This is a genomic window from Rhizobium sp. Root1334 (assembly GCF_001426665.1).
In the GTDB taxonomy this organism is placed as follows: Bacteria; Pseudomonadota; Alphaproteobacteria; order Rhizobiales; family Rhizobiaceae; genus Pararhizobium.
Genome location: NZ_LMEY01000001.1, coordinates 123154 through 138221, shown reverse-complemented (window position 1 = coordinate 138221; position 15068 = coordinate 123154). Strand labels below are relative to the sequence as shown.

Annotated in this window: 13 protein-coding genes; 9 read left to right on the top strand and 4 right to left on the bottom strand. The window is 59.5% G+C overall.

The window, feature by feature from the left end; translation table 11 throughout:
* Positions 1 to 128: 128 nt before the first annotated feature.
* Positions 129 to 719 (top strand): ankyrin repeat domain-containing protein, encoded by a 591-nt coding sequence (locus ASD36_RS00635; protein ID WP_060503549.1) that lies wholly within the window; start codon positions 129 to 131, stop codon positions 717 to 719.
* A gap of 44 nt (positions 720 to 763) precedes the next feature.
* Positions 764 to 1288, top strand: coding sequence for a YHS domain-containing (seleno)protein (locus tag ASD36_RS00630; protein ID WP_060503548.1), 525 nt, complete (start codon positions 764 to 766; stop codon positions 1286 to 1288).
* 32 nt (positions 1289 to 1320) lie between these two features.
* Here the strand turns inward: ASD36_RS00630 and ASD36_RS00625 are convergent, their stop codons facing one another.
* The 3 genes from ASD36_RS00625 to ASD36_RS00615 all read right to left on the bottom strand — a co-directional run bounded on the left by ASD36_RS00625 (position 1321) and on the right by ASD36_RS00615 (position 5399).
* The gene (locus ASD36_RS00625) at positions 1321 to 3537 is read right to left on the bottom strand and encodes an adenylate/guanylate cyclase domain-containing protein (RefSeq protein WP_060503547.1); all 2217 of its coding nucleotides are present in this window, start codon (positions 3535 to 3537) and stop codon (positions 1321 to 1323) included.
* A gap of 161 nt (positions 3538 to 3698) precedes the next feature.
* Entirely contained in the window at positions 3699 to 4748 is a 1050-nt protein-coding gene (locus ASD36_RS00620) for an LLM class oxidoreductase (protein ID WP_060503546.1), read from the bottom strand.
* 27 nt (positions 4749 to 4775) lie between these two features.
* Positions 4776 to 5399, bottom strand: a complete 624-nt coding sequence (locus ASD36_RS00615; RefSeq protein ID WP_060503545.1) for a glutathione S-transferase family protein — start codon at positions 5397 to 5399, stop codon at positions 4776 to 4778.
* Positions 5400 to 5624: 225 nt separating this feature from the next.
* Between ASD36_RS00615 and ASD36_RS00610 the strand changes: the two genes are divergently transcribed.
* The 3 genes from ASD36_RS00610 (at position 5625) to ASD36_RS00595 (ending at position 9831) form a co-directional block, all read left to right on the top strand.
* Positions 5625 to 6524: a LysR substrate-binding domain-containing protein gene (locus ASD36_RS00610; RefSeq protein ID WP_060503544.1), complete on the top strand. Its 900-nt coding sequence runs from the start codon at positions 5625 to 5627 to the stop codon at positions 6522 to 6524.
* 742 nt (positions 6525 to 7266) lie between these two features.
* A complete protein-coding gene (locus tag ASD36_RS00600) occupies positions 7267 to 8673 on the top strand; it encodes a DUF1254 domain-containing protein (protein WP_060503542.1) in 1407 nt (468 codons plus the stop codon).
* A gap of 165 nt (positions 8674 to 8838) precedes the next feature.
* Positions 8839 to 9831, top strand: a complete 993-nt coding sequence (locus ASD36_RS00595) for a DUF1254 domain-containing protein (RefSeq protein ID WP_060503541.1) — start codon at positions 8839 to 8841, stop codon at positions 9829 to 9831.
* A 93-nt stretch (positions 9832 to 9924) separates the two neighbouring features.
* On the opposite strand, the gene ASD36_RS00590 is transcribed toward ASD36_RS00595, so the two are convergent.
* The gene (locus ASD36_RS00590; RefSeq protein WP_060503540.1) at positions 9925 to 10968 is read right to left on the bottom strand and encodes an aldo/keto reductase; all 1044 of its coding nucleotides are present in this window, start codon (positions 10966 to 10968) and stop codon (positions 9925 to 9927) included.
* Positions 10969 to 11197: 229 nt separating this feature from the next.
* Here ASD36_RS00590 and fabD point away from each other — a divergent pair, with 229 nt between their 5' ends.
* From fabD to fabF, 4 genes are all read left to right on the top strand, one after another.
* On the top strand, positions 11198 to 12142 hold the full coding sequence (gene fabD / locus ASD36_RS00585) for an ACP S-malonyltransferase (RefSeq protein WP_060503539.1): 945 nt from the start codon (positions 11198 to 11200) through the stop codon (positions 12140 to 12142).
* Between the two features lie 26 nt (positions 12143 to 12168).
* A complete protein-coding gene (gene fabG / locus ASD36_RS00580; protein WP_060503538.1) occupies positions 12169 to 12906 on the top strand; it encodes a 3-oxoacyl-[acyl-carrier-protein] reductase in 738 nt (245 codons plus the stop codon).
* 325 nt (positions 12907 to 13231) lie between these two features.
* Positions 13232 to 13468 (top strand): acyl carrier protein, encoded by a 237-nt coding sequence (locus tag ASD36_RS00575; RefSeq protein ID WP_018327362.1) that lies wholly within the window; start codon positions 13232 to 13234, stop codon positions 13466 to 13468.
* 220 nt (positions 13469 to 13688) lie between these two features.
* On the top strand, positions 13689 to 14948 hold the full coding sequence (gene fabF / locus ASD36_RS00570) for a beta-ketoacyl-ACP synthase II (protein ID WP_060503537.1): 1260 nt from the start codon (positions 13689 to 13691) through the stop codon (positions 14946 to 14948).
* The last annotated feature ends 120 nt before the right edge of the window (positions 14949 to 15068 follow it).

Genomic DNA, 15068 nt, shown 5'->3' with positions numbered 1-15068 from the left:
GCGGGAACCGGATCGCCTCTGCCCAAAACGGCGACTTTCCCGTGCGATTCTTGTTCCAGGGGTACATTCATGATATCTTAAATACCCTTCGGCTGTTGCCAAACCAGAGCGGGATGGGTGGGTGAGAGATGAATTTTCTTTGCACTTCCGTTGTTGGGACCATGTTTTGGGCGTCGGTTGTATTGGCTGGCCCTTTGCACGATGCGGCCAAAAATGGAGATGTTGCGGGCACGAAACACCTGCTGGATCAGGGTGCTGATGTGGCGGAACCCGATGGCGCGGGCGATCCGCCGCTTGTTCTCGCATCGCTTGCCGGACATGCGGACGTCGTTGCCGTTCTGCTGGAACGCGGCGCTGACATCGAGGTGCGCAATAAAGGCGGACTGACTGCCTTGCATGCCGCTGCCTATGGCGGAAATCTTGATGTCGTGAAGCTACTTGTCGCGAAGGGCGCGGCCGTGAACGATAACAGGAATTTCTATCATATGACGCCGCTTCACGCGGCCGCCGAAGAGGGCCGCACGGATGTGGTCGCATTTCTGTTGGAGAGCAAGGCGGACATCGAGGCAAAGGAACGAAACGGCGTGACGCCTTTGACCCAGGCCGGTTGGCGGGAGCATTGGGAGGCCGCAGGCCTGCTTTTGAAGGCAGGCGCTGTCTGCCAGCAAGCCGGTATCGTTGGCGAGTGGCTCTACACCGAATGTACGAAACGAAAGTGAGTTTTCCTTCAAACCGCACGCCGGCCGGCCAAACGGAGCATGTTATGTCTGATGCTAAGCGAAAAACCTTTGTCACGCGTGCAGCAGTGGCCGCAGGTCTTGCCGGTTTGCTGCTGTTTGCCTCTGGCGCGGCGGCCGAGGATCCCTTGGTCAACACGGGCTATTTCGGCGACGTGGCGATTCGAGGTTACGATCCGGTTGCCTATTTCACGCAGAATGAAGCCGTGGAAGGATCAGAGAAATACAGTCATCACTGGCTGGGCGCGACCTGGCATTTTGTGAGCGCCGAAAACCGGGACCTCTTCATAAAGGAACCGGCCAGATATGCGCCGCAGTATGGCGGATATTGTGCCGACGGTGTCTCGCTTGGTACGGTGACCACCAATATCGATCCGAAAGCCTGGCGGATCATCGAAGGAAAACTCTATATCAGCTATGATCCGGGTGCTGCCGACGGTTTTGAAAAGAACCCGGCCAAGGTCGGCAATTCACAAAAGCATTGGGCAGAAGTCCAGCAAACCCTTGTCACGGAAAAGCTGCACAAGGATTGGCGCAAGAGCGTCAATTGATCCGTCCGCCGCCGCCGGGTTTGTGTCTTCCGTCAGGGGGATAGCGAAAAAAACTTCAGGGCTTGCGGCGTGACATGGACATATTGCGCGGCAGGGTTCTGCTTGTCCCTGTTGCGGTAGACATATCCGCAGACCATGCGATCCAGAAAATAGCCGGCAAACGTCTCGCAGAGGCGGTCGTCCTGAATTTCGGTCACACCGGTAATGCTGGTATTGGCGCTGCGATAGGCGGTGTTTCCTGCCGTGTCGAAATACTGGATGAAATCGGTGCCGTTCTTGTGCTTGCCGGTCCATGTCTTGTTGTTCACCAGATTTCGCAGGTCTGCCCCGCTGAGCCGATCGGCCTTGGCGCCTTCAAACCCGAAAGGCCATTCGGGAATGCCGGCTGCCCGCAGGCCGGTCAGGTGATACTGCAGGTCGTCCTCGTGCCAGTAGTCATAGAGATAGCCGTAATAGGTCAGATTGCTGTCGGGAAACAGTTCAAGCAACCTTGCCTTTTCTTCAGCACCGCGCGTCCGGTCGCCCTGCGTCATGTATGCCGCCGCCAGATATTCATGCACCGGTTCGGCGTTGGGCAGCGCTATCCGCGCCGCTTCCATGAAGGGGATGGCCCGCTCGTTGTCGCGCGCCGTGTAAAAGACGATGCCGGCCAGGAGCTGAAAACTTGGCGGCGGGGAGGGGTCAAGCCGCAGAGCCTTCTCCATTTCAGCGATGGCCTGTTCATGGCTACCGGTGTGGGCGAGAATGAGTGCCAGATTTCCAAAGGCTTCCGCATCGCTTGGCTGGGCTTCCACCGCCTGGTTGGCGGACGCAATCGCCTCGGTCTCCCGCCCGTCGACCAGTTGAAGCAAGGCAAGTACAGCCAGCGCCCTGGCGTTTTTGGCATCCAGCTTCAAGGCTTGCCCCGCCGCGTCGTAGGCGATCTTGCGGGCCACGGCCGCCGACCAGAGATAGGTGTAGTCGTTGCGCCAGACATCGACGGCGACGCGGGCGATGCCGGCGTGAGCATTGGCAAAGTTTGGATCGAGATCGATTGCTTTCTGGTAAAACGACAGGGTCCTGCGATAGGTCTCGACGTCGCTATAGGTTATGCCCTCCTGTTCCGCTCTCAGATAATAATCGTAGGCCTCCAGATTGTCGGTGGGGATTCGCGCCAACTGGTCCCGCTCGCCCTCGCTGAGCTTGACGGCCAGGGCCGAGATGATCTTGCCGATGACATCGTCTTGCACGGCAAAGAGGTCGGCATACTGGCGATCGTAGCGTTCGGCCCAGAGCGACAGTCCGGTGAGCGCATCGATCAGCTTGACGTTGATCCGCAATCTTGCTCCCGCCCGCTGCAATGTGCCTTCCAGAACGTAGTGGACGCCGAGTTCCGCAGCCACGTCCTGAATCTTTCCGGATGCATCGCCGATCGCGAAAACGGAATGGCGTGCGATGACGAATAGGCCGGACACCTTCGACAGTTCGGTGATGAGATCGTCTGTCAGCCCTTCAGCAAGGTGATCATGTTCCTTGTCGCCGCTGACATTGATAAAGGGCAATACGGCGACCGAGGGCTTGTCCGGCAGCGGGTAAGCCAGACGGTTCACGGCCGCAGGCGTCTGGAGAAGTGTCCACGGTTGCCACCAGAAGGCAGCACCCGCCAACAGAAGGGCAAGTATCGCCACCATTGCGGCCGGAACCCGCCAGGAACGCCGTTTTCTGGGGGCGCCAATCGTTATGCCCGCCACTGCCGGGTTCAGCAAAATCCGGTATACCCGGATAGGCTCACTGATGCTTTTGACCTTCTGTTCGCCGAGCGAGGCATAGCCGACCGCAAGCTTCGTCTTCACCTGGTCATAGGCCGTTCCGGAAATGGCGATGCCGCCCGGTTCGGCCAGCGCCTGTATCCGGTCCGCAATGTTGACGCTGTCGCCATGGATGTCCTCCCCCTCGACGATGATGTCGCCGAGATTGACACCGATGCGGAACTCAAGCCGGAGATGGGGTGGCGTGGCGGCATTCTGCTTTGCTTTCTGCTGCTGCACGCCTATCGCACAGCGCAAGGCATCAACGACGCTATGGAATTCCACCAGCACGCCGTCTCCCATGGTCTTGACCAGCCGGCCATTGTGCTCAGCAATCGCCGGCTCGAAGATCTGTTTCATGTCGGTCTGGAAACGAACGCGCGTGCCTTCCTCGTCGATCTGGCTCAAACGACTGTAACCAACGACATCGGCGATCAGGATTGCTGCGAGATGGCGCTCCATATCCGGGCTTTCTCGGCGTGCTCTGGGCATTATCCTACAGTAGGTCTATCGCCGATGCCATCGCGGCTGTCCGAATCAAGAGCTGTCAGGACAGGCCTGCCGGCCCCATCCGCCTTTCATGACGTCGGCTGGCAGCACCTCATCCTTCGCGCCGATATCCCTCACCATTTTGCTCCCACCCGCTCATGACCTTCAAACGAGGGAAAGTGCGGCAGGACCTCCTCGGCCAGTTCCTGGATAATCTCCTTAACAGGGCGTTGAGAAAACTGGATGCCAAGGGCCGCATGATTGACACCGGCCTCCCGCCACGCATGAAGCAGCGCGATCAGGCCTTTTCTGCCGGTTCGGAGCACGAAACCGCCCTGCAGCGGGGTGGGTGGGAAGTCGGTATCATCGACCAGATCGAGCCATTCGTTGGTCATATGCGGCCTGAACCCGCCATCAGGGATAAGATTGCGCCATGCACGGATGTTGGCGGCAAGCCGTTTGGGGCCATCCGCGGTATGGGTAGCCTGCGGATATGTCAGCCAGCCATCCGCGTGCTCAGCCACCCATTCCGGCGACTGCCGGCTTGATCCTGTCACAATGAGCGGGATACGCCCTGTTACGGCCTTGGGCATGAGGGTCGCCTCCTGGATCGTGCCCAGAGTTCCGCGGATGGAAGGTTGGCCTGCGGCGACAAGCTGGCGAAACCAGGCGACGGTTTCGGCGAAACGTGCGCTTCGCGTGTCGAAATCAATGCCATAAGCCGGGAACTCGACAGGCCGGTCGCCAGACGCAATGCCCATCACCAGCCGCCCACCCGACAGATGGTCGATCGTTGTCGACATTTTCGCAAGGTCGATGGGATGGCGCAAACTAAAGATCGCGCTTCCGGTTGCCAGCGCAATGCGTTCGGTCTTCGCCGCCAGATAGGCGAGATAGGTGAACGGGTCGAAGACCTGTCCCGCGTCACCGAAGTTCGGATCGTAGAGCGGGACGTCGCGGACCCACACGGCCGCAAAACCGCGCCGATCAATATCGGCAACGTGCTCGGCCTGGCCTTCCAGCACCCGCATGTCACCCTGCCAGAAACGCAGCGGCAGGAAGATACCGATGGTCAGGTGGCCGGGTGCGAACATGCGGCGATAGCCCGGATGCGCCGCGAAGGCGTCAAAGGAAGCGCCTCCAGGCAGGCTGTCCGTCGATACAGTGTTGTTGATGATGTTCATCGTGATGGTATCCTGTGAAACGCGTGCTCAAGGGCCCGTTGCCGGAGCCGGAAGGGAAATGCCGCGCTGGACGGCGGGGCGAAGCGCAACCTGATCGTGCCATCGGGTAAGGTGCTGGTGATGAGCGAGGCCAAACCCGCAGATCGTGGCGATGTGGGTCCAGCCGAAATTGGCGATATCCGCGACGGAATAAGTGTCACCCGCCAGCCATTCATTCGCCGACAGCTGGCCGTCGAGCACGGCGAACGCATCTTCGGTCAGGCGGCGGTAGCGCTCGATTGCATCGGGTATTTTTGTGCCAGCAAACATTTCGAAGTGCACCCGCTGGCCCAAAAGGGGTCCGAGGCTCGATGAGTGGAACTGAAGCCACTTGATCGCTTCCCATCGCGCAAGGGGTGCCTGCGGAAGAAGCTGCCCGCTTTTTTCTGCGAGATAGAGCAGGATGGCGGCAGATTCGAACAGGGTGACGCCAGTCTCGTGATCGGTGATCACGGGAATCCGGCCGTGTGGATTGAGGGCCAGGAAGGCCGGTTGCCGGTGTTCGCCCTTGTCGATGGCGATATGATGCAGGCGATAGGGCAAGGCGAGCTCTTCGAGTGCAATTGTTGCCTTGAACCCGTTCGGGGAGGCGTCGGTATAAAGGTCAATCATTCAGGTTGTCCTGCTGGGGAGATAAAAATCCGGTGTGATCCGCTGACCCATTCATGACTGTGGTCGTGGAAATTCGTCCATGGACTAGGTTAGGCATCTGTTCTGTGTCTCTTTTTGATATACGCTTTTCTAAATTTGTGTGACGGCCACCTGTCTGTTAATAGATTGAATAGGTACCGATAAAAAACGATTCAATCTTCTCTTAGAGTTTAGGTAGGCTAATCTTTGAATCCTGTTCTCCCTCTTCTTGCGCTGCGGGCGTTTGCTGAAACCGGGCGCCATGGCAGCTTGAAGAAAGCCGCGGATGCGATGGGTGTCACAGCCGGGGCCATTAGCCAGCAGATCCGGCAGCTGGAGGAGCGGCTCGGCGTGATCCTGTTCACCCGCACCCGCTATGGTGTCCGTTTGACGCAAGCTGGCGAGAGAGTTCACCCGGCGCTTGTTCTGGCTTTCGACCAGATCGCTCGAAGTCTTGAAATTCTGGAAACAGCAAACGTCCCACCGGCACTGACCGTCAGCACGGAGCCATCTTTTGCCGCATCCTGGCTGGTGCCTCGCCTAGGGCGGTTTGCTGCCCGGCATCCGGATATCGAGGTCCGTGTCGAGGCGACGGCGGAACTCGCCGATCTGCAAAGGGATCGCGTCGACGTTGCGATACGGCATGGTCTTGGCCGCTATCCGGGCCTCGTTTCGGAACTGTTGATGGCGCCGGTCCTCCTGCCGGTCGCAGCGCCTGCGTTGTTGAGGGACGGACCGTCGATCAACACTCCCGCAGATTGCCTTGCCTATCCGCTTCTTCAGGATGGCGCACGGGCGGACTGGCCGATGTGGTTTCAGGCCCTCGGTGTACCCGACGATCAGCGTGCCGGGCGTGGCCCCTCATTCGACGACGATTTCCTGCTCGTCCGTGCCGCTATCGCTGGTCAGGGAATGGCCCTGGTCCGCGACCTTTATGTTACCGAGGAGATTGCCCTTGGCCGTCTTGCCCTTGTGTTGGACACACCTTGGCCAACCGATTTTGCCTATTACGCCGTCACGCATCCGCACACTGCCACTCGCAGCACGGTGCAAAACTTCATCGGCTGGCTGAAGGAAGAGGCGTCAGGGAGCCTCGTGCCCATCTGAGGGCTTTTGAAAAAATATGCATGACAGAAGGTGGCGTGTTTTCTCTTCTTAACGCCGTCAGACGCGCATCGTGATCCATCCCCGCGCGAAAATGTCGCCGTGGGTGTCAAAGAGCAACTTGGCCGGGGCGCTGAAAGCTGCCTCGTAAAGTAGTAATAGGTGACACCTCTCAGCGCCCCGTTCTATGTCTTTTGCCGCGTTTCTCAGGTTCTTCTGCGCTTTCCGCTCTGACCGGAAAGCCTCCAATGCCCCAGCCCGGCCGCTTATCCGCCAAGCCTTTCAATCCGGCGGGGTTTGGCCCTGGACCGTCCAAGAACGGTGTGACCACCCGGCACGCCCGGTTCATTTGCGAACCGGAGGNGCCGCTTATCCGCCAAGCCTTTCAATCCGGCGGGGTTTGGCCCTGGACCGTCCAAGAACGGTGTGACCACCCGGCACGCCCGGTTCATTTGCGAACCGGAGGAGAACCACCTTTCACGCAGCCCCGGGGATTTCGCGCGCGTTTCGCCAAACCATCCGGGCACCGGCCCCACCTCGCCGGCAACGCTTTCCGGTGTATCCGTGATGGGACGCAGCGAGTATGGCACTGGTTTTAAGGGCGGGGATTTGCGGGGATGATTTTTGCCCAGGATATCACCCGAGCCCTTGCCGTGCGGTGCATTGCGACCATTGTAACCGTAACGTACTTCCCCGCCCGGCCGCTAAGTGCTCCTGTGATACCCGCATCCAAAGGAGTATTGTTATGAGACGCTTGTTCCTCGTTACCGTGCTGGCCACGGCGATGATCTCGACGACCGTCGCGGCCTTCTCTCCTCAAGAATTGCGGCAACGTACGCTTGAGCGCCGCGCTGTGGAAGCCGTCATCTGGGGTATTCCGGCCGTCAACTATGATCTGATGCTGCAGGAAATGCTGGCAAAGACGAAGGGTAAGGTCAACCAGATCGTCTACTGGTCCCGGCCACTCGACTGGCACAACCAGACGCTGACGCCCAATCCGGACGCGATCTATCTGATGACCTTCACCAACACAAAGGACGTTGGGCCGATCGTCATCGAGGTACCACCTGCGCAAGGCGGCTCGATCAACGGCAACATCGTCAACGTCTGGCAGATGCCGCTTGAGGACGCGGGGCCTATGGGGGCGGATCAGGGCAAGGGCGGCAAATATCTCATCCTGCCGCCTGGTTACGCCGAAAAGATCCCAGACGGTTACATCCCGCTGAAGTCGGATACCTATGGCGGCTACGCGCTGCTCCGGTCGAATCTCCCCAGCCATAGCGAAGCCGATATCGAGAAGTCGGTTGCCTACGGAAAGAAACTGAAGGTCTATCCGTTATCGCAGGCGGCCAACCCATCGGAGACGGTTTTCAGCGACGCCAAGGACGTACTGTTCGATAGCACCATCCGCTACGATGCCAGCTTTTTCAAATCGCTCGACCGCATCATCCAAACCGAACCGTGGCTGCCACGTGACCGGGTGATGATCGACCAGTTGAGGACGCTTGGCATCCAGAAGGGCAAACCCTTCGAACCGGATGTGCAAACGAGCAAGCAGCTTGAAGTTGGTGTTCATGAGGCGCAGCAGTGGCTCGAAGCCAAATATGCCTCGGAACTGATACCCTTCTATGACAAGGGACGCTGGAATTTTCCGGCCAACCCCGAATTGGTCAAAGCCGCATCCGCCTCCTTCGACGAGCCTGACGCTTATCCCGTCGATATTCGCGGCCTGACTTACAGCTACGGCTACATTGGCATCAAACGCCTCGGAACGGGCCAGTTCTATTTAATTTCCATCAAGGACAAGGATGGCAAGACCTTTGACGGATCAAAAACATACCGTCTTAATGTGCCTGCGAACGTGCCGGTTGAGCAATATTGGTCGCTGACCGCCTATGATCGTGAGACCCATGCGCTGATCCGCAACATGCCGCGCGCCAGCCGCTCGTCGCAGATCCCGGAGTTGATCAAGAATGCCGACGGCTCGGTCGATCTGTTCCTCGGACCGAAAGCGCCTGATGGCAAAGATATGAACTGGATACCGACCGATCCAAAGCGGGACTTCGAACTGATGTTCCGGCTCTATGCACCGACAAAGGCCTTGTTCGACAAGACATGGGTGCTTTCGGACGTTGAGCAGGTCCGGAAATAGACTTGGTTCCGGCAATTGTGCCTGCCCGATGCAACGGTCCCTACTTTATGGCCATGCAGCTGCGAAGAAGGAAGCAGTGGGCGGCCGCTGGGAAAGCGCCGGTTCTCGTTCACGCCAGCTAGATAGAGGTATGAAATGATCCGTATAGTTACAGCAAGGGCCGGAATGCTTGGACTGGCATTCCTTCTGCACATCCCGGACGTTTTTGCCGCTGACGCGGTAACCGTCGATAATTTCATCCGTGCGGAAAGCGATCTCTATTTCCATAATCTCGCCGGGGAGGGCGGCTTAGGTACATTTCTTCATCGCCGCGAGCCGGCCGATGTCGATAAGCAGACCGTCATCCGCCTGAACCGGGACACTCTGTATTCGTCGGCGGTTGTGGATCTCGACGCAGGGCCAGTCAGTATCGCCCTGCCTGACGCCGGCGGGCGTTTTATGTCGCTCATGGTGATCAACCAGGATCATTACATCTCGACGGTTTCCTACACGGGGACGACCACCCTGACGAGGGAGGGGGTGGGAACCCGGTATGCCGTTGTGGGGGTTCGAACCTTCGTCGATCCGAACAGCCCGGACGACGTCAAGCAGGTGCACGCGCTTCAGGACAAGCTGAATGTTGAGCAGCCCGGAGGACCGGGAAAACTCGACCTGCCGGAATGGGACCAGGCCAGCCAGAAGAAGGTGCGCGACGCGCTGCTGATCCTGGCGACGACGATGCCGGATTTCAACAGGGCGTTCGGATCAAAGACTGACGTGGATCCAGTCCGCCATCTCGTTGCCAGTGCTGCCGGATGGGGCGGAAACCCCGACAAGGATGCGACCTACCTCAACATTACACCGGCAAACAACGATGGAACGGTCGTCTACAAGCTCGACGTCAAGGATGTTCCGGTCGATGGCTTCTGGTCGATTAGTCTCTACGATGCCGGGGGCTACTACGAAAAGAATCCCTATAATTCCTATTCGCTCAACAATGTGACGGCCAAGAAAAATCCGGACGGATCGATTTCGGTGCAGTTCGGCGGCTGCGACGGGAAAATCCCCAATTGCCTGCCGGTCATGAAGGGCTGGAACTACACGGTGAGGCTGTATCGTCCACGCGCGGACATTCTCGATGGCTCCTGGACCTTCCCCGAGCCTAAGCCTGTCCGGTAGGCCGGCTGTGCCGCACATTCATGCGGGAGCGCCTTGAATACGTCAGAGCCACACCGCCCGCGAAAGGACGGTGTGGCCTTCCGGCCGAATGTTTCAGATGGGCGCCGGATACATCTTGTGCAGTTTCGCAATGCCCTTCAGCACGTCGGCTGACAGAACCACATCCTTTGCGCCGATATTCGTCTTCAGCTGTGCCATGCTCGTCGCGCCGATAATCACCGAGGTCATGAAGGGGCGGGTGAGGCTGAAGGCGAGCTGCATCTGGGCGAGGTCTAGACCGTGTTCGCGAGCCAGCGCCGCGTAGGCCTGGACTGCGGGCTCCTGATATTCGGTGTAGCGGCCGCCGAGGTCGCCGTTGATCGACAGGCGTGAACCCTCCGGATTGGCGCCGTTCAGGTATTTGCCGGAGAGAAGACCGGCGGCGAGCGGCGAATAGGCAAGCAGGCCGACATTTTCATGATGGCTGACTTCGGCCAGATCGAGGTCGAAGGCGCGGTAGAGGAAATTGTATTCATTTTGCAGCGAGGCGATGCGGGGAGCCCCGAGTTTCTCGGCAAGCGCCAGCATCTTCATCGTACCCCAGGCGGTATCGTTGGAGAGGCCGACGGCGCGGACCTTGCCTTCCTTGACGAAGGCGCCCAGCGTTTCGAGGATGGCGTGGAGATCGTCGATCGTCGCGGACGTGTCCTGATGCGAGGGATCATAGGTCCACGACTGGCGGAAATGATAGTGGCCGCGGTTCGGCCAGTGCATCTGGTAGAGATCGACATGATCGGTCTGCAGGCGCTTCAGGCTGACTTCAAGCGCTTCGCGCATGGTCTTGGGGCTCGCAGGCGTTCCACCACGAATATAGGGACGGCCGGGACCGGCGACCTTGGTGGCGACGACGATGTCATCGCGCTTGCCGCTCTTCTTCAGCCATGTGCCGATATAGTCTTCGGTGAGGCCCATGGTTTCGGGGCCGGCCGGAGTGACGGGGTAAAGCTCAGCAGTGTCGAAAAAGTTGACGCCCTGGCCGACGGCATAATCCATCTGCTCATGCGCTTCCGCTTCGCTGTTCTGCGTGCCCCAGGTCATGGTGCCCAGGCAGATTTCCGAAACCGTGATGCCGGTGCGGCCGAGTGTGTTGTATTTCATGGTGCTTAACGTGCCTCAAACTGTGTCCGGCGGCGAATGTAGAGGCTGTTTGCTGCGGCGCAAGAGAAAAGCAGAGCCGTGCACAGGCGCCGGCTTTGGGGCTCGAAAGCTTGACTCATGCGTCAGGAATGTGAATGGAGAGGAAAAAGCTCCTGCCTGCCTTATGTTTGCCGGCAATGGGTTGGAATGAAACGGCGTAGCCAGGCTGCGCATGACGAGGAATAACCTCATGGCAATTGCATTCACATTTCCAGGACAGGGCAGCCAGGCGCTGGGCATGGGCAAGGATCTGGCCGAGGCCTTTCCGGAAGCCGCCGCCGTCTTTGCCGAAGTCGACGACGCACTCGGCGAAAAGCTCTCCGATATCATGTGGAACGGTCCCGAGGAAACGCTGACGCTGACAGCCAACGCCCAGCCGGCGCTAATGGCGGTGTCGATCGCGGCGCTGCGGGTCCTCGAAGCAAAAGGTCTCGACCTGAAATCCAAGGTTTCCTACGTCGCCGGCCACTCGCTTGGCGAATATTCCGCACTCTGTGCCGCCGGCACGTTTTCGCTCGCCGATACGGCGCGGCTCTTGCGCATTCGCGGCAACGCCATGCAGGCGGCGGTTCCGGTCGGCAAAGGCGCGATGGCAGCGATCATCGGGCTTGAGCATGCGGATGTTGATGCCGTCTGCACGGAAGCATCCGCCCTCGGTTCCTGCCAGATCGCCAATGACAATGGCGGCGGCCAGCTGGTGATTTCGGGCGAGAAGGCGGCTGTCGAAAAGGCGGCTGCCCTGGCGACGGAAAAAGGCGCCAAGCGCGCCATCCTGCTGCCGGTTTCCGCTCCCTTCCATTCGACGCTGATGGGACCGGCTGCCGACGCCATGCGCGAGGCGCTGTCCACGGTCGCAAAGAACAATCCGGCCGTGCCGCTGATCGCCAATGTGCGCGCAGCCCCGGTCACCGATGCGGACGAGATTGCCAAGCTACTGGTCGAGCAGGTCACCGGCCAGGTCCGCTGGCGCGAGACCGTCGAGTGGTTTGCCGCCCATGATGTGACGACATTGTACGAGGTTGGTTCCGGCAAGGTGTTGACCGGCCTGGCGCGCCGCATCGACAAGACTGTCACCGGCATCGCCGTCAATTCTCCCGCCGATATCGATACGGCGCTTCAAGCTCTGCTCGGCTAAGCCGAACCCAACAAGGACCCAAGACCATGTTCGATCTGTCTGGCCGCAAGGCCCTCGTTACCGGCGCATCCGGCGGCATCGGCGAAGAGATTGCCCGCATCCTGCATGCGCAGGGCGCCATCGTCGGCCTGCACGGCACCCGCGTCGAAAAGCTGGAAGAGCTTGCCAATTCGCTTGGCGAGCGTGTTCATCTCTTCCCGGCCAATCTGGCTGATCGCGATGCCGTCAAGGCGCTCGGCGAAAAGGCCGAAGCCGAACTCGGCGGCGTCGACATCCTCGTCAACAATGCCGGGATCACCAAGGACGGCCTGTTCGTGCGGATGAGCGACGAAGACTGGGATGCCGTTCTCGAAGTCAACCTGACCTCGGTCTTCCGGCTGACCCGCGAGCTGACGCATCCGATGATGCGCCGCCGCCATGGCCGCATCATCAACATCACCTCGATCGTCGGCGTGACCGGCAATCCGGGCCAGGCCAATTACTGTGCCGCCAAGGCCGGCATGATCGGCATGTCGAAGTCGCTTGCCCAGGAAATCGCCACCCGCAACGTGACGGTCAACTGCGTCGCCCCGGGCTTCATCGAAAGTGCGATGACCGGCAAGCTGAACGACAAGCAGAAGGACGCCATCATGGGCGCCATCCCGATGAAGCGGATGGGCACCGGCGGCGAAGTGGCGTCGGCGGTTGCTTATCTGGCTTCCAACGAGGCGGCCTACGTCACCGGCCAGACCATCCATGTCAACGGCGGCATGGCGATGATCTAACCCCTTGGCATAGGCCGTCAAAGGCCTGTGCCACCACGTTTCCGGCTCTATCGGAGATGTGGGGCCGAAATACCGGGAATTGCATGTTGACCAAGCCATTCCCGGCCATTTTCGGACTTTGCGGCAGACTTAAACCGTGTTAAGCGGGCCATGACTGTGCGCAGTCGATCGGAAGATATGCGGTATATGCTGGCTTTGGCAGGCGTGGTTTGCCCGCTTCCGGTTGAACGAATTGCCAGGCGGATCGTCTTGATCTGTCAGGCGTTAATAGGGTACCGATGTCAGAACGGCATCGTTGAGAAAAACAAAGGTCGAGGAATCCGACATGAGCGACGTAGCAGAACGCGTAAAGAAAATTGTTATTGATCATCTTGGCGTCGATGCCGAAAAGGTCTCGGAAGGCGCAAGCTTCATCGACGATCTGGGCGCTGACTCGCTCGACACCGTCGAACTGGTCATGGCATTCGAAGAAGAGTTCGGCGTCGAAATTCCTGACGATGCAGCGGATTCGATCCTGACGGTCGGCGACGCTGTCAAGTTCATCGAGAAGGCACAGGCCTAATATCAGGCCGTGTTCGGGCGGGGCGCTTTGCGGCCCGCCTTTCGTCCCTTCATGGGGCGCGCTCTCCGTTACGAGAGCAAAAAGCATGATCAAGGAAAGCCTCAAGGCTTCCGTACCTGAGATCACGCAGTACAGCATCACGGAATAGGATGTACGGATCCGGTTTTTTGCGCGAGGTCCGGTCCGGTTCTGGAACGAACAGGCAGGATGGATCACGGGCATGAGACGTGTCGTTATCACCGGTACCGGCATGGTATCTCCCTTGGGCTGCGGGACTGAGATATCCTGGTCGCGGCTCATCGCCGGCGAAAACGCCGCCCGTAAAGTCACAGAATTCGAAGTCGAAGACCTTCCCGCAAAAATCGCCTGCCGCCTGCCGTTCGGCGATGGCACCAATGGTACCTTCAATCCGGACAACTGGATGGAGTTGAAGGAGCAGCGCAAGGTCGACAGTTTCATCGTCTATGCAATGGCCGCCGCCGATATGGCGCTTGCCGACGCTGACTGGCATCCGAAGACCGACGAAGACCAGATCGCCACCGGCGTGATGATCGGCTCGGGCATCGGCGGCCTCGAAGGCATCGTTGAAGGCGGCATCACGCTGCGCGACCGTGGCCCGCGCCGGGTTTCTCCTTTCTTCATTCCGGGCCGCCTGATCAACCTTGCCTCCGGCCAGGTATCGATCCGCCACAAGTTGCGCGGCCCCAATCATTCCGTCGTTACCGCCTGCTCGACGGGCGCCCACGCCATTGGCGACGCCGCCCGCTTCATCGCCCTGGGCGATGCCGACGTGATGGTCGCCGGCGGGACGGAGTCACCGATTTCACGCATTGCGCTGGCCGGCTTTGCCGCCTGCAAGGCGCTTTCCACCCAGCACAATGACGACCCGACCAAGGCATCGCGCCCCTATGACAAGGACCGTGACGGTTTCGTCATGGGCGAGGGCGCCGGTATCGTCGTGCTGGAAGAACTCGAGCACGCCAAGGCGCGCGGCGCCAAAATCTATGCCGAAGTCGTTGGCTACGGTCTCTCCGGCGACGCTTTCCATATCACGGCACCGGCCGAGGACGGCGACGGCGCGTATCGCTGCATGCAGATGGCTCTGAAGCGCGCTGGCCTGTCGGCAGGCGATATCGACTATATCAATGCCCACGGCACATCGACCATGGCCGACACGATCGAACTGGGTGCTGCCGAGCGCGTTCTCGGCGAGCATGCGGGCAAGGTCTCGATGTCATCGACAAAGTCGGCGATTGGCCACCTGCTTGGTGCAGCCGGTGCTGTCGAAGCGATTTTCTGCGCGCTGGCGATCCGCGACAATGTCGCTCCCCCGACGCTCAATCTCGACAATCCGTCGGTCGAAACCAAGATCGATCTGGTGCCGCATGTGGCGCGCAAGCGCGAGATCAATGTCGCCCTGTCGAATTCCTTCGGCTTCGGCGGCACCAACGCCTCGCTGGTTCTGCGTCGTTACGCCTGATTTTGGATATAGCGGGCCTGCCGGATGGCGGCCCGTCATCAACGCCGGTATCATTCCGGCGTACCCCGCAAGCACGATAATTCTCCCACTATCGTGCTTTTGCCGCATTGCTCGGTTCAA